Genomic DNA, 18,698 nt, shown 5'->3' with positions numbered 1-18,698 from the left:
GCAACGCGTAGCGAAATGAGACGATTGCACATACGGAAACGGGAAACGTCCTCCGATCGCTGCTGCCTCCGATTTCTTGAACGGTGAACCCGTAACAAGATGAAGTCGGAGGCAAGCGGCGGCCGGTTACGGATCGGTGATCCGGGAAAAGCGAATGCGGGGGCCGTTTAGCTTGTAAATACCGGATAGCAGACGGAGCGTTGCCCCGATCGCATCTTTTTTACACCCGCAGGCGGCAAAGTATCGTATAATGAAGGCAATAAGGCAGCTAAGACCGATGCTCTGTGAACCTAACAATCGCCGGGGTGGTGGGTTATATGAAAAAACGAGCCGTATTTTTGGGAGATCCTGAGCGGATCCGCAATGTGTATCAGCCTCAACTTCGTCAGGAATTGGAAACGCTTGCCGATGTGTATCCGGAAATTGTGAACAAAGACCGTCTGCAGCAGCACGCCCCCTTCCTTCAGACCGCCGAGATTCTCTTCTCCACTTGGGGAATGCCTGCGCTGACCGAAGAGGAAATTAAGCGCTTTCTCCCTAATTTGAGAGCGCTTTTTTATGCTGCAGGCAGCGTCCAGAACTTCGCCAAGCCGTTCTTGTACAACGACGTCATCGTGGTGAGCGCCTGGGCGGCCAACGCGGTTCCGGTGGCGGAATACACCGCAGCTCAGATTGTGCTGGCGAACAAAGGCTTCTACCAGAGCGCGCTGCTGTGCAAGGAGCGGCGCCAAGCGGCCGCACGGCACGCAAGGGCGTTCCCCGGCAATTATAACGCCAAGGTCGGCATTCTCGGAGCCGGCATGATCGGCAAAAAGGTCATTGAGCTGCTGAAGCCGTATCAGCTGGACATCTATGTGTTCGACCCCTATTTGCCCGATGCGGCCGCCGAACAAATGCAGGTAAAGAAAGCCGGTCTGATCGAGCTTTTCTCGCAATGCCACACCATTTCGAACCATTTGGCCAACCTCCCGGCAACGGTGGGCTTGGTGAACAAGGAGCATTTCAGCCGGATGCTTCCTTACGCGACTCTCATTAATACCGGCCGGGGCCGACAGTTCGTGGAGCGGGACTTGATTGAAGCGCTGCGCGCCGTACCTACGAGAACGGCGGTTCTCGATGTGACTTATCCCGAGCCGGTCCCCGAGGACAGCGAGCTGCTGCAGCTCGATAACGTCATTCTGACGCCGCATATCGCCGGGAGCAATCCGGTGGAGGCGGCGCGAATGGCCGAGTATGTCATCGATGAATTCCGCCGCTATCTGCACGAGGAGGCTTTGCAGTACCAGGTATCGCTGAAAATGCTGGAAACGATGGCGTAGTCCGCCTCGGATACGACAGACAGGCCGCCCGCAGGCGGCCTGTTCTCATTCACGGTGCGTATCGCTCCGTCCTTCTTCTTCGAGAAGCGGCGAAATGCGAGACGCCGGCTTATCCTTGCATGTTCTTCGACAGCCACTGCTGAAGCATGACGGCGGCCGGATGAGCTTGCTGCGGAAATTCGCGCGGATGGCGGCGGATCAGCTCATCGGCGGCTTCTCCTCTGCCTGTGTCTTTCAGCCGCTTGGCGTATTCCTTCAGGTAGCCCCTCGCATGGAACGGGCCTCCCTCCTTCATGACGGTCCAGAGCGGGTCGCGGTCGTCGCCGGAACGGCGCATCATCTCGTCATGCCATTGATTCAAATAATAGACGGCCTCCATGCAGACGGCGCGGTTGTCGGCGGCGACGTTACGCCGCTCCTTGGGATCGGAGACCAGGTTATAGAGCATCTCCTCGTCAAACAAATGGAACCCGTCATGGTACGTGCGGATATACAACCAGTCGCCGAAGCGGACGCTTCGCTGGGCGACGTGAGCGCATTGCGATACGACGGCGTAATCGCGCCCGCAGCTCGCTCCTTCCTTGAGAACCGGCGCATAGCTCACGCCGTCCCAGTCCGGCAGCAACGGTCCGCCGATCATCTCGGCCAGCGTCGGCAGCAAATCCAGATGCAGATGGAGATCGTCGTTGACGACGCCCTGCTTCATTCCCGGCCAGCGGATAATCATCGGCAGGCGGCAAGTGCCTTGATCGGCGGTCGCATGCTCGCCGTAGATGCCGAGCTGCCCCATATTTTCGCCGTGATCCGCCGAAATAATAATGATCAGCTCGTCCATCACGCCCTGCCGCTCCAACGAGGCGAACAATCGTCCGAGATGCTCGTCCATATAGCGGATTCCGCAGTCGTAGCCGTCGATCATTCTCCGGAGCCCGTCCATATCCCGAATGTCGCCGGGATGGCGCGGGAAGTTCGGATGCGTCCGGTTATCGTACGTTTTATTGACGAAATCGATATTTAGCTCATGCACGCAGTGCGAGCCGACCATCTGCTTATGGCTTTCCAGCACCTCTTCGGTCAGCCATTCCGGCAGCGGGTCGTGCTCGAACGGATTGCCGTACTCCATCGGCACGCGGTAAGGCGTATGCGGGTCCCAATAGTTGATATAGAGGAACCAGTCGTCCTTCTTCGCGTTGCGCTCGATCCAGTCCAGCGCCACAGGCGTTACATGCTCGGCGGATTCATTGCCGTATTTGCCGGTATTGATAATTTCGTTAAAGCCCGCATAGAAGTGAAAGGTCGAATGGCGCTGGGCGAACGGGCTGATCAGCACCGTGTTCAGATTGCCCGCCAAATTCAAATACGAAGGCAGGGCGCCGCCTCGCGTCAGCCTGCCCATCAGCTCGCGCTTCTCCCCTTCCAGCTTCATGTCGCCGGCGGTGCCGCCGTGGCCGACCAGGCCGTTGCGGATGCCGAACTGTCCGGTCATCAGCGCCGTTCTCGACGGGGCGCAGGGCGCGTCGGAAGTGTAATAATTCGTAAAGCGGATACCCTCGGCCGCAATTTTGTCAATGTTAGGCGACGTATTGCGATGATAACCGTAACATCCCAAATGGTCGGGGCTGGTGGAATCCAAATCCAGAAATAACATTCTCATCGTTCATCCTCCGTATTCATCGTTTTTTACCGGTTCCCCGGCTTCAATCCGAGTCGCTCATACTGCTCTTCGGGAGCTTGTTCGAGCTCCATGGCGCGAATCAGCAGCTCCGTATACGAGCGGATCAGCCCTTCGTCCTCGACGGGCGCGGCTTGACGGTAATCGGCTTCCATAGAATAGAGCAGAGAGCGCTGCCCGTGCTGCGCCATCTTGAAGGGAACGCCCGCTTGGCTGACGGGAATCCGGTAAACCGGAAACGCCGTGTAAGACAGAAATCTGCCGGTCTCGATCTGCTCAGGGACGGAAGCGCCGAGAAACGAACCGAACGTCGTCGGCATGGCCGTATACGCATAGCACGGGACGTTATCCTCGCGGACGGGAGCGCGCAGATAGGTGTAGGCGCCGTCCGTTATATTCACCGTCATGCCGAACATGCCGTAGAGTGCGCAATCGCGCAGCTTCTGCGCGGTGCCGTCAAGCAGCGGCAGCCAGGACTTCCCTCTTGTCGACGGCGGAATATCGATGCCGAAATAATCGAGGATCGTCGGCATTATATCGATGTTTTGCGTTATCGCCGAAATCCGCGTGCCGGCGACAGCCGTTCCCGGCACGTGAACCATCAGCGGCAGATGGGCGATTTCGTTGTACACATGCATGATATTTTTGCCCGTCCAGTCATGTTCGCCTAACAGAAAGCCGTGATCCGTCGTCATAATCAGCAGCGTATCGTCCCACAGGCCGTTATGATCCATCGTGTCGAGCAGTTTCCCGAGCCAATGATCGATCATCGTCAGATTGGCCGCATAACGCTTCCGCAGATGCTCTATCGCTTCCGGCGGCTCGCTTACTCTGGAATACTTGGGCCACTCCATCCTTGGACCCGTATAGTCGTCGCCGTACATCGCCAAATAATGCTGCGGGCAATCGAACGGCTCGTGCGGATCGAAGGCTTCCACCATCAGGAAGAACGACTCCGCCTCTTTATTATCTTCCAGCCAGCAACATGCCGCGCTCATCGTTCTCGGCCCCGGATAATCCTCCTCGCGCCGAAAGGCGGCGCGGTTTTTCTCGTATTGCGGCTCCACTCTGCCATAGTGCGGCTCTTGCAGGGATGCCGGATCGCGAACCCGGGAAACCCAGGGATCGCTCTCCTGCCCCCGGTGCAAATCCCAGCTGCTGAAGGCTTGGCAGTAATTTTCCCCGCCCGTTTTAAAATAATGGTAGTGATCGGTCACTATATGGGAAAATATGCGATGGCGCTTCAGTACCTGCGGCAGCGTCACATCGAACGGCTCCAGACCGCCCCAGCCGCGTTCCAGAAACCCGAGCCGCCCTGTGAACATATCCCTACGCGCCGGCATGCACGGCAGAGAGCCGGACCAATGCTGGTCGAAGACCGCGCATTTCTCCGCCAGTCTCGACAAGTTCGGCGTCCGTACCCAACTCGCCGGGTCATACATCTCAAGCAATTGCCGGTTTAACGTATCCATTAATATAACGATCGCTTTCATCGCTAATGCGCCCCTTTCTCCCCAAGCTTTATCCTTTGACCGAACCGACGAACATGCCTTTGTTAAAATATTTCTGCAGAAACGGGTAGCATAGCAGCAGCGGCAGCGCCGTTGCGATCACGGCGGCCATGCGGACGGGAGGTCCATACTCGTAGTCGCCGATATTCAGCTCCATCGAAGAGTCGGTTTCCAGCAGCAGCTGGCGCAAAAACACCTGCACCGGCCATTTGGCGGAATCGTTCAAGTATAAGATCGCCTGGAAATAAGCGTTCCAATGGGCGACCCCGTAGAGCAGCGTCACCGTGACGATCGATGGAAGCGACAGCGGGATGACGATGCTGAATAACAGCCGCCATTCGCTGCATCCGTCGATGCGCGCCGACTCTTCCAGCTCCGCCGGGATGGTGGAGAAGAAGCTTCTCATGATGATGAGCACGAACGGAGCGACCGCCCCGCTCAGAAACAGCGCCCAGTAGGTGTTGATCAGCGAAAGCTCCTTCAATACGAGATACGTAGGAATCATCCCTCCGTTAAAAATCATCGTGAACAGCACCATAAAGTTGAGCCAGCTTCTTCCTCTCAGCCAGCTTTTGGACAAGCCGTAGGCCATTAAGCAAGTGACGAAAACATTGATCGCGGTGCCGACGGCCGTAATGTACAGCGTATTTGCATAGGACGATAAGAAGCCTTTATTATTGGTCAAATACCCATACGAGTTGAACGTCCATTCCCGGGGGAACAAATAAAATCCTCGCGATAAATATTCCGCCTTCGTGGAAAACGAGCTGAACAGCACGTAAAGAAACGGTAAAAGGACAACGAGCAGCGAAAAGGCAAGCAGCCCGTAGATGAGCAGATTGAACAATATGTCGCGTTTTCCGGCCACTAGTTTATTCATGTCAGTAGACGCCCTCCTCGCCGAATCGTTTGGCCAGCTTGTTGGCCGCAAGTACGAAGATTAACCCGACAATCGATTTGAACAGCCCGATCGCCGTAGTGAAGCTGTATTCCCCTTGAAGAACGCCCTGGCGGTACACATACGTGTCGAATACGTCCGATACGGCCAGGTTCAGCGAATTTTGCAGCAAGTAAATATGCTCGAAGCCGGAATCCATCACCTGTCCGAGTCTGAGAATGAACAGCAGCACGGCAATCGTCCTGAGCGCGGGCAGCGTAATATGCCACATCTGTCTCCATCTTCCCGCCCCGTCCATAACGGCCGCTTCATATAAGGTAGGGTCTATCGAAGCCAGCGCCGCCAGGAAGATGATCGTTCCCCAGCCCGTCTCCTTCCAAATGCTTTGCAGCACATACAGAGCTCTGAAGTAGCCCGGATCGGTCAGCAGATCGATGCGGGACCATCCGTATTCGGCGAGCAGCTTGTTGACGCCGCCGTCTTGCGAAGCGAACAGCACGACCGTAATGCCGACGACGACTACCCATGATACGAAATGCGGGATGTAGACGACCGTCTGAACGGTTTTGGCAAACCATTTGATCCGGGCTTCGTTCAATAACACGGCAATAACAATCGGCACGGGAAAATACAGAAATAAATTGAGAGCGCTTAACATCAGCGTATTGGTAAGCAGCCGCCAAAAGTCGGGCTCGCTAAACAAAACCTGGAAATGCTTGAAACCAACCCATGGGCTCGCCCATATGCCTTCGAAAGGATCAAAGTCTTTAAAAGCCAGAATGATGCCCCCCATCGGCGCATAACGAAACAGAAGAAAATAGAGCAGGTCGGGCAAAATCATAATATATAAAGGGATTCCCTGTTTGACGGCCTTCTGCATGTCGATCACTCCCTCGTTCATAAGGGCCGGCGGGCTTGGCACGCCGCCTGCCCTGTAGCATCGCGCAACCGGTTATTTCAGCGTCTGGTATTGCGCGTTGATTTCCTTAATAATCTCGTCGCCGCCATCCCGCTTCCAGGCGGCCGCCGCATCGTCGATCGCCGCAAGCGGAGCTTGGCCGACAATGACCTTGGTCATCGTTTCCATCCACTTTTGCTGCAGATTCGCACCTTTTTTGGTCATCGTTTCGCTAAAGAACCCTTCGGCGGGATTGGTCCAGCGGAACTTCTCGTTGGCGTCGATAATCGTTTTAATTTTTTGCGCGACTTCCTGATCGTCCCACTTGCGAATTTGAATGCCCGGATCAAATCTGCGGAAAAACCAAGTGGACAACAGCTGCGGACGGTCTTTATCGAACGCCTCCAGCTTCTGGAACTTGCCGTCGCCGCTCTTCGTATAATGCACGCCTTCGATCCCGTTCTTGATCAGATCGTAGCCCTCGTCGGACAGCATATAGTCCAGCATTTGCAAAATACGCTGCTTTTTGGCCGCGTCGATTTTGGCGTTGATGACGATCTTATTGGTCATCTGCAGCGTCTGACTCGTCTGCTTTCCCGACGGGCCTTTGGGAGGAAGCAGCTGCACGAGCTCGGCGCTCGGGGTCAGCTTCTTCAGCGTCGGCAGCGTCCCGTTAAAAAATTCGTTGGTTACGATCATCGCGATGCCCGTTTTGCCCGCTTCCAGCTTGGCTACGCTGTCCTTCAGCTTATTGGCCGGAAAATCCTTGTCCATGACGCCTTCGGCGTAAGCTTTTTGCATGAAAGCGGCGAACTGCTTCAATTCCTCCGTCTGCACCTGCATCGGCACCAGTTGGCCGTTGATCTCGGCCCAATCATTGCCCAGCCCGAAGGCGCCCATAATCGGTTCGATTTGCGAGAACTTGTTATTGACGATGCCGAACGAGAATCCCGGCGTATCCGCCTGGCCGTTGCCGTCCGGATCTTTCGTTGCGAACGCCTTGGCCACCTCGTAAAATTCATCCGTCGTCGTCGGCATCTTCAGCCCCAGCTTATCGAGCCAGTCTTTGCGAATCGCTAATGTATCCCGCGTATCGGTTACATAATAAGGAAACCCGTAATATTTGTCTTTCGGATTCATCTTAGCCATCGCGTCGGCCGGAATGTACTTCGTCAAATTCGCATAGTTGCCGAGCTCAGGCTTCACGTCCATAAAGACGCCCTTATCCCGCCACTTGTTGAACTCCGCCTCCGGAACGTAGAATACGTCGGGAAAATCGTTGGAAGCCGCCATCACGTTCAGCTTCTGGGAGTAGGTGTCTGAAGGAACCCACTGCACCTTCAAATTAATATTCAGCTTCTTGTCGATTTCCTTAATAATCGGATGATCTTCCGGCCAGCCGCCCCCGGCGTAGCTCGTCGTCATCATATTGATCGTCAGCGGTTCTTTGCTTCCGCTCGGCGCATCGCCGGATGCGCTGTTTCCTTGCGAGCAGCCGGCCGCTCCCGCCGCAAGCGCCCCGGCAAGCAATAATGGCGTCCATGTCTTCATGGCTAATCCCCCTTTGTCTTCTTTCACCACTAACAATACAGCCAGCCGGACTTTTTTTCCTTACACAATCTTTTTATTTACTCAAGTTTCGCAGCTCAAATTTGGCATTAAAGCCTTGATGTAGCTGGGTAAACCTGAAATCCATTGCTGGACTTGACTTAAAATGGCCGACTTCCCCTGTTTGGTCTTCGTTTGAGTAAGCTCAATGAAAAAGCTGACGATTTGTTGTAACGCGGCTTTCAAATCCAGATCACGGACTTCATCCGAAAACAGAAAAAACAACCCGCCCAAAGAACGTTGATCCTGATGCTCGCGTCGCTCCCATTCCATCACCAGGTAACGAGTGAAAACAAGGGTGGTGTGGCTGATCAACATGTCAAAAGAGCGACCCTGGAACTCGGTTCCCAGCTTCAAATAAGATTTGGTGAACTTGAAGAAGGTTTCAATGCTCCAGCGGATGCCATAAATACGGACAATTTCGGCATCTGCGAGTTCGATATCTGTGCTCAAAATAGCGAGCCATTCTCTACGGCAATTCCGGTTTTGGACGAAAACTAACTTGATAGGCAACCCACAATCGGTTCGGGTAAGAACCGATCCCAAGATCTCCGTTTTGGAGGATCGTGAAAGCTTCACATAGAGTTCTTTCAGAGTCATTCGCTTGTCGTCTAATCGGTAGCGCTGCTTCATGTCTTTGATCATCCCAATGACGTGCAAGCCTTTAGCCATCAAGCTGCGTAGCAAGGGAGCTTGGGTGAACCAGCTATCCATCAAGACGAAATCGGCTGCAAAGCCAGCCTGAATCGCACGGTCCAGCATAGCTACGACCGCATCGGGCTTGCGAGAAAACGCCTCAAGACGCCGCTTGTAGCCTTGCGTACGTTTGGACAACGATTCCTTCATTTCGCAGAAACGGTTGGCTATTTTAGCTGAACTGAGCATGACAAAATCGATGGGAGCAAAACTAAAACCATCCGACCAGCCGAGAGTCAGCATGTTGTACCCGCGTACGAAACGACCTGTCGTGTGGTCATGAACCCGTGCCAACAGTTCAGCCTTTTTACAACGATTCCGCTTCAGGACGGAGTCGTCAACGATGAACGCACGAACTCGTGAAGAGGAAGTAAGGGATTCAAAGTGTTCAATGATTTTCAGGCTAAAGCTATGAAAGAACCGTCTCCAAGCAAAACCGGGATGATTCAAAAAACGATAGACAACATCTTTACCCGGCAGTGAAGAACGGTTGCTTTGGAGTAAACGGGACCAACTTCGTTGCTGGAAAATTAACGTAAAGATAAGCTGGAAGACAGTAAAAGCCGGAAAGCCAAACGATTTACGAATGCCAGCTTGACGGAGAAAGTGTCCTACTTTCAAAGTGGAAAACAGGGCAGAAAAACGTTCTTCACCCTTTTCAGACTGGGAGTTGTGGTGTAACATAAGGTTACGCACCCTTCGGTTTGGAATGGTTATCTGGACAATTTCCATTTTACCAAACATGAAGGGTGTTTTTCTGTCAAGCTTGCTAATTTTTCAAAAGATTTTCAGTAGCAGCAGTATCTAAGCGTGTTTTTCAAGGTGCGAAACTTGAGTTATTTATAATCGGATTTTTTTACGGGCCGCGATACGGAATGCGGATGCTGATGACGCTGCCGCGTCCGGGGAAACTATGCACGAAGACGCCGTAGCCTTGCCCGTATTTCAGCGATAAGCGCGCATGTACGTTGGCCAGGCCGATCGTCCCGCTCATCAGCGTTTCTTCATTCGACGATTGGCTGGCGAATTGCTCTTCCAGACTTGCCAGCTTCTCGTCCGATATGCCGGGGCCGTTGTCGGCAATCTCGATAATTAAATCTTGCCGCTCCTTATACGCCGTTACGATGATCGCCGCTTCGCCTCCCTTCGGTTCGACCGCGTATTTGACCGCATTTTCGACGACGGGTTGAATGCTCAGCTTGATGATCGGGCAGCTCAGCAGCTTTTCGTTGACGCGGACGCCGCTCTCGAATTTCTTCGGATAACGGATATGAATGATGTCCAAATATTTGGTCAACGAGCTTAGTTCTTCCTCCAGCGTTACTTCGTCGTAAGACCATTTCGACGCATAGCGGTAGACGTCGGCCAAATTTTGGGTGATTTTCTCGATCAGAGGGACGTCCTCCAGAAAAGCGATGCTTTTAATAATATCCAGCGTGTTGTAGAGCAAATGCGGATTAATCTGGTTTTGCAGCGCGCGTATCGTCGCTTCGCTCTGCTTCAATTGCAGCTCCACTTCCTTGACCTTGTAATACGATACTTCATCCATTAAGATGATCAGCTGCTTGACCATTTTATTGAAGCTGTAATTCAAGATTTGAAATTCGTTAATGGTCGACACTTTATGCGCTCTGACGCTCAAGTTCCCCATCGCCACCGCCTCCATCAGCGACTTGAGCTGCTTGATCGGATGAATAAATTGGCGCAGCAGCAGAGGAATGACGATCATAATGAGAAGCGAGATGACGACGAACGTAATCAGCGTCGATTGAACGGCCGATTGCAGGCTGTGGGCCATCTCCGCATACGGCACGATCGAAACGATCTTCCAGCCCGTATCGCTTGATACGCCGTAAGAGACCAGATACGCGGTGCCGTTCACATCGTACATATTTTTCTCTGCGGCCCCCTCCCAATCCAGCTCCTTAAGGGGCGTATCCGTGATCCGCTTGCCGATCCACTCTTTGTTCGGATGATAGACGAACGTGTTATCGCCGGAGAGGATAAAGAAGAAGCCCGTCTTGCCGAGCTTCGACTTGGCGAAGGTCGCTTCAATCTCCGACAGCGAGAACTGAACGACCAGGTTGCCTATTATCTCTAGATTGATCGTACTGTAGATGGGAATGACCATGCTTAATACGAGAGGCCCGGTACCGTCCAGCCGCTGCGTAGGCAGCACGGTGACCGCGGTCAACGGCACGGCCGAATACCATGACTCGTTGGCATACGTCTGGTTACGGCTTTTATTGTTAAACAAAGGAAGAACCCGTTTGTCGTTGGACACCAAATACATGTTGACGATTTCCGGGAAGTTGAAGGAGACGTACGTCTTCATCTCCATTTCAATTTCATTGATGTCCTCCGGCCCGGGGACGTATTCCTGCCTGAGCCATTGCTGAGTCAAAGCGGTGTTGATCAGCGTATTCGTCGAATTTTTCATTTGTTTAAAATAAAACTCCATATGATGGTTCAACCGGTTCGTCGCTTCGGTCGTAATCAGCTTGAAATCTTCCTTGACCGCCTTGCTGTAGTAATAATGGGAAAATAAGGTAATTAATCCGATAGACAATAAGCTTAGCGCCAAAAATAAAATAATCATTCTGTGCTTGATGGAATTGACCTGCAGCCGTGGAAGCTTCATAGCCCTAAGCTCCTTCTGTATTCGTTCGGCGTTTGATTCGCGACGCTTTTGAAGAGGCGGTTGAAATACGGCAGCGACGAGAAGCCGACCATATCCGCGACTTCGTATACTTTAAGATCCGTATCCAGCAGTAAATGCTTGGCCTTCTCGATGCGGAACATATTTACATAATTGATGAAGGAATCGCCGCTGTTCATTTTAAACAGCACACAAAATCTGGAAATACTCAGATCGGTATAGTCGGCAATTTGCGATAGCGTAATGTCCTTATGATAATTTTTCTGCACGTATTCGTTGACTTTTTTCAGCAGCGCGCGGTTTTTCTGCTCATCCCGGTGCTGATGGCGCGACCACTCTTCCAGCAGCTTTACAAAGTAGCTTTGGATCGCCTCTGCGTCCTTATCGTTGTCCAGCGGCAATTTCCGGTAATTACGGATGACGCTGTCGAGCTGATCGTTCAATTTGTTGGCAAAAATGCGGTACAGCCCCGACTTCACTCTTGTATCCGCTTTCATTTTTCCGATATATAAGATGAGCTGCACCGCATCCTTCACCAGCTGCTGATGGTTCATCATTTCCATCGTTTCAATAAAATGCTGAATTTTATGCAGCGGCTCATGGTTGGAATGAAACTGCTGCAGCCGTTCCACGGAACGCGTCAACGCCCGTTTCAAGTCCTCGGCCGGCACCGGCTTCAGTAAATATTCCGTCGCGCCGTATCGCATCGCTTGCTGGGCATATTTGAAATTTTCATAGCCGCTGATCACGATCGGAACCATGGATATATGATATTCGTCGCATTTTTGCAGCAGCGACAGCCCGTCCAGTTGCGGCATCACGATGTCCGTAATGACAACGTTAGGCCAACACTGGTTAATCAAGTTCCAAGCCTCCATACCGTCGCTCGCTTGAGCTACCACCTTAAAGCCGAGATCGAAACGCTCGATCATCTCCACAATCGCGTTCCGAATCCAAACTTCGTCTTCCGCTACCAGCACATGGTACATGGATTCACCCCATTTAATCATTCGATAAGGTGAAGTCTATCATATCGTCCGTCCGATTTGAACCGGATTTTTCATTCGGCTTCCATAACGGAAGACGACAAAACAGCGCCCTCCCGCGAGACTTCCGTCATCGGCATCTTGCCGGATCGGTACGTCTTTTCAGGAAGGGCGCTTCGCTTTAGCGTTACAGCGTGATTTTGCCGGTTACCACCCGGCTTACGATTTCCAGAACGGCCGCCCGGTTCAGCTTGCTTTTGCCGGCGGTGATCGCCTTCAGCGTGCCGTGCGCCAGCGCCAGCGGAATGCTGCAGAAGTTCAGCACGGGGCCGCGCTTCAGGTCGGCGATATATTCGTCGGCCAACTGCAAATTTTTGCGCGTATATTGAATCATCTCTTCCATGCCCCAATGCTCCGGGAAGAAGCTGACTCCCCTTGTGGAATCGTCCATCCGATTGCTTAAAATATTGACGGCTTGAAGCCCGCGGCCAAACGCTACGGCTTTGACGCGATCGGTTTGCGTTCCGTCGTACCACATCCACAGATCGGAAAGCAATTCCCCTACCGCTCCCGCCACGCAATACGTATAGCGGTCCAAATCCTCTTCCGTCCGGATCGCCCATCGTTTCTCGACCCATTCGGCCATGCCTTCGGACATGACGGCCGTACTTTGCAGAACGGTGTCCGCAATCGATTTGGGGCAGATCGCAACCCAATCGTTCAACCGCAGCGTAACCTCAGGCAGCGTGTCCCCGTACGGAGCAAAAAGCGCTTGCAATTGCGCTTCGCGTTCAGTCTCCCGCAGGATGCGGCCGACGCCGAGCAGCAGCTTCACCTTAAGATCGGACGCCAGCTCCGGATGGTCTTCTATTTCATCGATCGCCCGCATACATAAATAAGCCGAAGCGACGGCCTCCTTCAAACCGGAAACCAAGCGGCTGATCGGAATATAAAACGTTCTGCTAGTTGATGCCAACATATCCATGGAATCCTTCGTTAAATCTTTCGTCCTGTTCACCGATGACCTCCGATAATGTTAAATGTCGTAAGATAGCAACTATGACCTCTTTATATCATAGCTTTTCTTCTTTATGGAGGCAAATATACGGTCATTTTTATTTTCTGCTGCGGGCCCTTGCGGGAAGCAATCATTTCCACCGATGCGATCGTGTTATATAATAAACTTATACTTCCTCCGCCGGAAGCGTGGAGCCAAGAATCAAGGATAGGAGAATACATATGGAAATTATTAATATTGCAACGGATTTGATCGATGAAGATAAGGAACAGCCCAGATATCAGTTTGCCGAAGAATCGCTGCAGGAATTAATGAATAGCATCGAGGAGCTGGGTCTGCTGTCCCCGATAAAAGTCAGGGCGCTCGACGGCGGGCGGTACAAAATCATTTACGGCAATCGCCGCTACAAAGCCTGCAAAGCTCTGGGCCGCGCCTCCATCCCGTGTATCGTATCCGCCGTTACCAACGAGCTGGATATTTATTTGGAGCAAATTGCGGAAAATTTGACGCGGGAAGGCTTCTCTCCGATTGAAGAAGCCGAGGCGTTCCACAAGCTGATGAACGACCCGAAATTCAGTAGCTCTGTCAAATATTTGTCCAGCAAGCTCGGCAAACCCGAGTCTTATATCAAGAATAAATGCGAACTGCTCAAATTCGGCAATGCCGTGAAAAAAATGATCGTAGGCGGTACGGAAATCCGCAAGGATGCTCTAACCGAGGAGCAGCTGCTGCCGATCAAGGATTTGCCGCTGGAGCATCGCGATCCGCTCGCCAAAATTATCGCCCGCGACGAGCTTCCCGTCAGCGACGTCAAGAAAATCGCCCGCCTTTTCAAGGACAAGAGCATCTCCTCCAGCACGAAGGATAAGCTGCTGTATAAATCGGGACCGGAGCTGATCGAAACGTGGTCGGTCTTCGAGCAGAATAAAGCCGAGCGGACCAAGCCGTCTCAGCCGAAAGCTGCCGCGGCCAAGAAGGAGAAAACGGAAGAGGCACAGAACTCCGAGCTGCCGGCAACGCCCCCGGCGGCTGCAGCGACTGCAACCGCCGCTTCGATCAGATCGTCCGAGATAGCTTCGGCTTCTCCGTCTCCTCTCGAAAGCAAGCTGCGGTCCTTGCTGACCGCCTTGCCGGCCAACACCCCGCTTCCTGCGGATTGGACACAGCTTCCTCCGGAGGCGCAGGAGCGGCTATTGGGCGATGTGCACACGCTGATCGACACGCTGGAGAAGCAGCTCAAGGAATGGAGGCAAGTCAAGGAGCTTTACTCCTCCGCTCCGGTCGCCGCCGGACTGCAGGAGTAAAGCTTAGAGCGGCCGTCTTCCGCCGCAAAGCTTCGATGCCGGGGTTTTATCACGGAGAAGAAGGGGTATCTGTCAAGTCTTCTTAGGACTTGCAGAAACCCCTTTGTTGTCCAAGCCGGATGAATGAACCCCTTAACGTTGGCTCAGCCAATGCGTCAAGTCTTCATGAAATGCCGCCGCTCCATTCCGACCGGCCGACCGCAGCAGGCGAAGCATTGCCGCAGCTCGCCACACGGCCCGGAACTCGCCGCTTGCAGGCACTTCCAAAGTATACCCTTCAAAAATATGCCGTTGATCTTCGCTCGAACCCCACGATACCAAATCAAATGCGGGATGGCTGATGTAGGCGTCGCCAAAATCGATCAATCCGGAGAACGCTTTACTTTCCGGATAAACAAACGTATGCGACGGTCCCGGATTGGCGTGAAGCGCAACCGTCTCCGCATGGGACGGGAGAGAATCGAGAATTTGACCGGCCGCTTGCTCCACCGTGATCGTCAGCGTCCAGCCGGGCGGTCTGTCCCCCAAACGCTCCACCGCGGCGGCGAGCTGCTGCTCAATCGAGCTCTTGATATCGGTTTCGCGAAGACTTCCCTGAAAGAACGGGCTTTCTTTAAACGGTGCTTGGTCCAGCTGATGAATATACCGCAGCATTTGTCCCAAATCGCGCATCACCCGGCTCCGTTCCTCGCCTTGGAGATCAAGCCAGCGCGCCGCGACCCCCGGCATTCGCGTCATAACGGTGTATTCGACGCCGTCCTCCGTTCCGTAGCCCAGTACCCGGGGAACCCGTATCCGTTCATCCGCCTGCAGCTGAAGAAGAAAGAAGACCTCTTTATGTAAGCTGGTTTGAGGACGTATTTTGGACGGGCGCTGCGTTTTTAGCACAATGTCCTCATCGATCATATAAGTGCGGGCTCGATTTCCCGTTTCATCAACCTGTCTGACTTCCCGGGCCTCCGGAACGTGTTTCTGCACCAAGCCGAGAACGATCTCGTTACTGAGCACCGGGTCTGCCGCAATATCTCTATCCTTATCCTTGCGCATCGCTCTTCCTCCCTTATGACGGATTATTCCTTCAAGTGCGTTATTTTGCGTAACGCCCGCCGGCAGCCGTTACGGCAGCCGAAGTATGCAGAGGGGCGGAGACTTACTTGCCCGAGCCTTCTTTTACCGCCTTCACTTCGTACATATTCACGGTGGTGCTGATCACGTACTCCGGCTTCGGTTTGCCGTGGTTTTGCCGGTGCCCTTGAATATGAACGTCGCTCTTCTCCCAATTTTTCCAGTCCTCTACCGATCTCCAGCGAATCATTACGACGACTTCTTCCGTCTCGTCCTGCTTTTTACGGTTGACCATGACGGTTTTGTCGATCAATCCCTCCATAGCATCCATCGGACTTTCTTTGGTAAAGCGTTCAACGACCAAATCTGCGCTACCTTTTTGCACAACGATCGTTCTGGTTTGAATTAACATAGGAAGACCTCCTCTTAGTGTATGAAAAAAATAATACGATATATCGCTATTTTATAACGATATATCGTATTTGGTCAATATGACATTTTATCGATGGAGGCTTTCAGCCGCTCTTTTAATCCTGCTTCTTCTTTGCGCTCTTAACGTCTGAAGCGACAGCGAAATGCCGGTGACGGTTAATATAATTAATCCGACGGCCGTAACGTCGGCAAGCCATTTGACATTGACAGATCCGACTCGTCCTTCATGCAGACCGTGAATGAATCCGACGAATGAATTTCCCTGCTGCCCGAAACCGCCCGCGGGCTTCCCTTGCTGTCCGCCGCCGCTGGACGCGGCCCCTTTCATATTGTCTCCTCCTTGAACCTGAACCGCACCCGCAGCGTCGGCGGAGACGCCGCTTGGGAGGGATGCTGCCGCGGCGCCGGAGTTTTGCGCAGGCACTCTCATTTCCGTGCGGGACGATTGTCCCTGCCCCATAAGCGCCGGTTCCGACAGAAGCAAGCCGGTTACGGCTTCGATCAAAATAAGTACAGAGGTAAGCAATCCGATCCATAAATGAAGCTGGCGATATTTTCTCATAGCCCATTTCTCCTTGCGAGCGCAGGCGCTCTATATTTTAAGAATTCCAATCATTTGGCAGGCTGTCCAGGCTGTCCAGCCTCTCTGCCGCCTCCCGCCGGGCGTCCTTGGCCGCCTGCGCCTCCCGGCCCTCGACCTCCGCCGGGACCCATGCCGGTATTCGCGGTAGTAACACCCGATTCGTTGACATAAGTAACTGTGTCGCCCAGCTTGAAGGTGACGACCTTGGCGCTTCCGCTAACCGTTCCTCCCTGGTACATGCCGTCTTGCACCGTGCCGGAGGACGCGCCGCCGGTGGAGATAGTATACTCTTCTCCGGCTTTCAAATTCGCCCCGGATACGACGATGCTGCTGAAAGCTTTCGCCGGCGCGAATGCTGCGACCTCCGCCCCCGATCCGTCCGTGATCGTCACCAGTGTGCCGCCTTCCAAAGTACTCGGGAAGGTCATCAGGAAGGAGCGCTGCGGCGAAGTCTCGGACGGCGCTTGGGCCATGCCCGAGCTTCCGGCGGCGATGAGTGTGCCGCCCGACAGATCGAAGGTGCCGTCGTAATCCAATGCTCCGTTGCCGTCGCGTGTCGGGCCGTTCACAATGACGGTGCCGCCGGACATCGCTATCGAGCCGTTGGAGTCGAGCCCGTCGCCTTCCGCATCGACATACACATAGCCGCCGCTGATCGTCAGCATACCGTTCGCGGAGCCGGCCCCTCCTTTGGACGCGTCGCTGCCGCTGCTGCCGCCGCCGCCGTTCAAGCCGTCGTCGCTGGCGACAAGATGAATCGTGCCTCCCGAAATCGCGATATTCATACTTTCAATCCCCTCGTAGCTCTTGCTGATATCGATCGTCCCGTCCGAGATGGAGATGGAGGTGTCGGCGTGGATTCCATCGTCTCCGGATGCCAGCCTGTACGTCCCTCCGAGGATAGCGATATTGGCATTGCTGTGAATGGCGTCGTCCGCCGCATCGATCTCGAACTCTCCGCCCGAGATCGCCATATCGCCTGCAGCCTTTAACGCTTTGGCGCTGGAGGAATCGCTATCGTTCTGCTGCGTCTGCGCCGCGGCCGCGCTCTGGCTCTGCTCCGCCGCTTGCCTGTTGAAGCCTCGCGGACCTTGGTTTTGATCCTGATGCGTCTTGATGGAGGCTGCGCTGCCGCCGCCTGAGACGATATGGAACATTCCACCGTCGATAATCAGGGAAGCCGCCGACTGAATGCCGTCGTTCGCGGAAGTAATGTTCAACGTCCCTCCGGCAATGGCGACTTTCCCTTTGTCCTCACCGGTATCATTCGTCGTCTTTACGCCGTCACCGCCCGCTTCAATCGTGATCGAGCCGTCTTGTACGGCGAACAGATCGCGGCCGATCAGGCCGTCGTCCGCGGCTTTCACGCTGATCGTGCCGCCCATAATTTTCAAATCGTCCTTGCTGGTGATGCCGTCGTTGGCATTGCCTTGAACGGACAGCTTGCCGCCGCCGTTGATTGTCAGATCGCCTTTGCTATACAGCGCCGCCGTCGGCGCGTCGTCCGACGTATCCGCGTAAACCGCGCCGTCCGTTAACGTATTGTCCGTGCCTTCCGGCAATGTGACGATCGTTTTATCCGCCGCTTTCACATGAACGGCCGGGCCGTCATTGTTATGAATCTGGGCTCCGTTCAGCACCAGGTGCACGACCGCATCCTTCGGCGCATTAACGACAATCTGGCCGTCGAGCGCGCCCTTCGCTACATAAGTGCCGGCCTCCGTAATGGTTACGACATTCCCTTCGGCCTTAGCTCCCGCCCCTTCTACGTTTGCGCCGGAGCCGTTCAACGCAATCGCGGTCGAGCTGTCCTCGCTCCAGCTTGTCAGCGCGTCGTCTTCGTCGAAGCCCGCCGACTCCGAAGCGCTCGCATCCGCCAGCTGTACGGCGGCCGCCGAAGCGGAGCCGCCGGACTGAACCGCGGCGGAGGCGGAAGACGAAGCGGCGGTTGTGGCGGCTATATCGGGTGTATTTGCGCTGCATCCTGCGACAAGGATAAGAGCCAGCAATGCGGCGGCGATCCTTTTGGTTTTACTGTAACGTTTCATA

General features: G+C 53.9%; 15 protein-coding genes. 2 read left to right on the top strand and 13 right to left on the bottom strand.

The window, feature by feature from the left end:
• Window positions 1-317: 317 nt before the first annotated feature.
• Window positions 318-1,319, top strand: a complete 1,002-nt coding sequence (locus SK3146_RS00490) for a hydroxyacid dehydrogenase (protein WP_249863212.1) — start codon at window positions 318-320, stop codon at window positions 1,317-1,319.
• A gap of 109 nt (window positions 1,320-1,428) precedes the next feature.
• Here the strand turns inward: SK3146_RS00490 and SK3146_RS00485 are convergent, their stop codons facing one another.
• The 9 genes from SK3146_RS00485 to SK3146_RS00445 all read right to left on the bottom strand — a co-directional run bounded on the left by SK3146_RS00485 (window position 1,429) and on the right by SK3146_RS00445 (window position 13,232).
• Window positions 1,429-2,973: a sulfatase family protein gene (locus tag SK3146_RS00485; RefSeq protein WP_249863211.1), complete on the bottom strand. Its 1,545-nt coding sequence runs from the start codon at window positions 2,971-2,973 to the stop codon at window positions 1,429-1,431.
• Window positions 2,974-2,999: 26 nt separating this feature from the next.
• Window positions 3,000-4,484: a sulfatase gene (locus SK3146_RS00480; RefSeq protein WP_249863210.1), complete on the bottom strand. Its 1,485-nt coding sequence runs from the start codon at window positions 4,482-4,484 to the stop codon at window positions 3,000-3,002.
• Between the two features lie 28 nt (window positions 4,485-4,512).
• Entirely contained in the window at window positions 4,513-5,382 is an 870-nt protein-coding gene (locus SK3146_RS00475; RefSeq protein ID WP_249863209.1) for a carbohydrate ABC transporter permease, read from the bottom strand.
• A 1-nt stretch (window position 5,383) separates the two neighbouring features.
• Window positions 5,384-6,301: an ABC transporter permease gene (locus SK3146_RS00470; RefSeq protein WP_249863208.1), complete on the bottom strand. Its 918-nt coding sequence runs from the start codon at window positions 6,299-6,301 to the stop codon at window positions 5,384-5,386.
• Between the two features lie 51 nt (window positions 6,302-6,352).
• On the bottom strand, window positions 6,353-7,849 hold the full coding sequence (locus tag SK3146_RS00465; protein ID WP_249863207.1) for an extracellular solute-binding protein: 1,497 nt from the start codon (window positions 7,847-7,849) through the stop codon (window positions 6,353-6,355).
• 81 nt (window positions 7,850-7,930) lie between these two features.
• A complete protein-coding gene (locus SK3146_RS00460) occupies window positions 7,931-9,286 on the bottom strand; it encodes an IS4 family transposase (protein ID WP_249866132.1) in 1,356 nt (451 codons plus the stop codon).
• Between the two features lie 172 nt (window positions 9,287-9,458).
• On the bottom strand, window positions 9,459-11,243 hold the full coding sequence (locus SK3146_RS00455) for a sensor histidine kinase (RefSeq protein ID WP_249863206.1): 1,785 nt from the start codon (window positions 11,241-11,243) through the stop codon (window positions 9,459-9,461).
• Window positions 11,240-12,271, bottom strand: coding sequence for a response regulator (locus tag SK3146_RS00450; RefSeq protein ID WP_249863205.1), 1,032 nt, complete (start codon window positions 12,269-12,271; stop codon window positions 11,240-11,242). Before SK3146_RS00450 ends, SK3146_RS00455 begins: the two co-directional genes overlap by 4 nt.
• A 163-nt stretch (window positions 12,272-12,434) precedes the next feature.
• On the bottom strand, window positions 12,435-13,232 hold the full coding sequence (locus SK3146_RS00445; RefSeq protein ID WP_249866131.1) for a squalene/phytoene synthase family protein: 798 nt from the start codon (window positions 13,230-13,232) through the stop codon (window positions 12,435-12,437).
• Window positions 13,233-13,486: 254 nt separating this feature from the next.
• Between SK3146_RS00445 and SK3146_RS00440 the strand changes: the two genes are divergently transcribed.
• A complete protein-coding gene (locus SK3146_RS00440; protein ID WP_249863204.1) occupies window positions 13,487-14,569 on the top strand; it encodes a ParB/RepB/Spo0J family partition protein in 1,083 nt (360 codons plus the stop codon).
• A gap of 132 nt (window positions 14,570-14,701) precedes the next feature.
• On the opposite strand, the gene SK3146_RS00435 is transcribed toward SK3146_RS00440, so the two are convergent.
• The 4 genes from SK3146_RS00435 to SK3146_RS00420 all read right to left on the bottom strand — a co-directional run bounded on the left by SK3146_RS00435 (window position 14,702) and on the right by SK3146_RS00420 (window position 18,697).
• Window positions 14,702-15,616 carry a phosphotransferase family protein gene (locus tag SK3146_RS00435; RefSeq protein WP_249863203.1) on the bottom strand — a complete coding sequence of 305 codons (915 nt, stop codon included), beginning with the start codon at window positions 15,614-15,616 and terminating at the stop codon, window positions 14,702-14,704.
• A 103-nt stretch (window positions 15,617-15,719) separates the two neighbouring features.
• Window positions 15,720-16,046, bottom strand: a complete 327-nt coding sequence (locus SK3146_RS00430) for an antibiotic biosynthesis monooxygenase (protein ID WP_249863202.1) — start codon at window positions 16,044-16,046, stop codon at window positions 15,720-15,722.
• 87 nt (window positions 16,047-16,133) lie between these two features.
• On the bottom strand, window positions 16,134-16,628 hold the full coding sequence (locus SK3146_RS00425) for a PepSY-associated TM helix domain-containing protein (RefSeq protein WP_249863201.1): 495 nt from the start codon (window positions 16,626-16,628) through the stop codon (window positions 16,134-16,136).
• Between the two features lie 50 nt (window positions 16,629-16,678).
• Window positions 16,679-18,697, bottom strand: a complete 2,019-nt coding sequence (locus SK3146_RS00420; RefSeq protein ID WP_249863200.1) for a carbohydrate-binding domain-containing protein — start codon at window positions 18,695-18,697, stop codon at window positions 16,679-16,681.
• Window position 18,698 lies beyond the last annotated feature (1 nt).

Origin of the sequence: Paenibacillus konkukensis, from assembly GCF_023523925.1 — a bacterium.
Taxonomy (GTDB): Bacteria; Bacillota; Bacilli; order Paenibacillales; family NBRC-103111; genus Paenibacillus_S; species Paenibacillus_S doosanensis.
This window is presented reverse-complemented; position numbering and strand designations above follow the sequence as displayed.

Coding starts and splice junctions, on each gene's coding strand:
- SK3146_RS00435 (WP_249863203.1), bottom strand. CDS start 15,616: ATGCGCAAGGATAAGGATAGAGATATTGCGGCAGACCCGGTGCTCAGT.
- SK3146_RS00425 (WP_249863201.1), bottom strand. CDS start 16,628: ATGAGAAAATATCGCCAGCTTCATTTATGGATCGGATTGCTTACCTCT.
- SK3146_RS00445 (WP_249866131.1), bottom strand. CDS start 13,232: ATGGATATGTTGGCATCAACTAGCAGAACGTTTTATATTCCGATCAGC.
- SK3146_RS00455 (WP_249863206.1), bottom strand. CDS start 11,243: ATGAAGCTTCCACGGCTGCAGGTCAATTCCATCAAGCACAGAATGATT.
- SK3146_RS00440 (WP_249863204.1), top strand. CDS start 13,487: ATGGAAATTATTAATATTGCAACGGATTTGATCGATGAAGATAAGGAA.
- SK3146_RS00470 (WP_249863208.1), bottom strand. CDS start 6,301: ATGAACGAGGGAGTGATCGACATGCAGAAGGCCGTCAAACAGGGAATC.
- SK3146_RS00490 (WP_249863212.1), top strand. CDS start 318: ATGAAAAAACGAGCCGTATTTTTGGGAGATCCTGAGCGGATCCGCAAT.
- SK3146_RS00475 (WP_249863209.1), bottom strand. CDS start 5,382: ATGAATAAACTAGTGGCCGGAAAACGCGACATATTGTTCAATCTGCTC.
- SK3146_RS00430 (WP_249863202.1), bottom strand. CDS start 16,046: ATGTTAATTCAAACCAGAACGATCGTTGTGCAAAAAGGTAGCGCAGAT.
- SK3146_RS00465 (WP_249863207.1), bottom strand. CDS start 7,849: ATGAAGACATGGACGCCATTATTGCTTGCCGGGGCGCTTGCGGCGGGA.
- SK3146_RS00480 (WP_249863210.1), bottom strand. CDS start 4,484: ATGAAAGCGATCGTTATATTAATGGATACGTTAAACCGGCAATTGCTT.
- SK3146_RS00460 (WP_249866132.1), bottom strand. CDS start 9,286: ATGTTACACCACAACTCCCAGTCTGAAAAGGGTGAAGAACGTTTTTCT.
- SK3146_RS00420 (WP_249863200.1), bottom strand. CDS start 18,697: ATGAAACGTTACAGTAAAACCAAAAGGATCGCCGCCGCATTGCTGGCT.
- SK3146_RS00450 (WP_249863205.1), bottom strand. CDS start 12,271: ATGATTAAATGGGGTGAATCCATGTACCATGTGCTGGTAGCGGAAGAC.
- SK3146_RS00485 (WP_249863211.1), bottom strand. CDS start 2,973: ATGAGAATGTTATTTCTGGATTTGGATTCCACCAGCCCCGACCATTTG.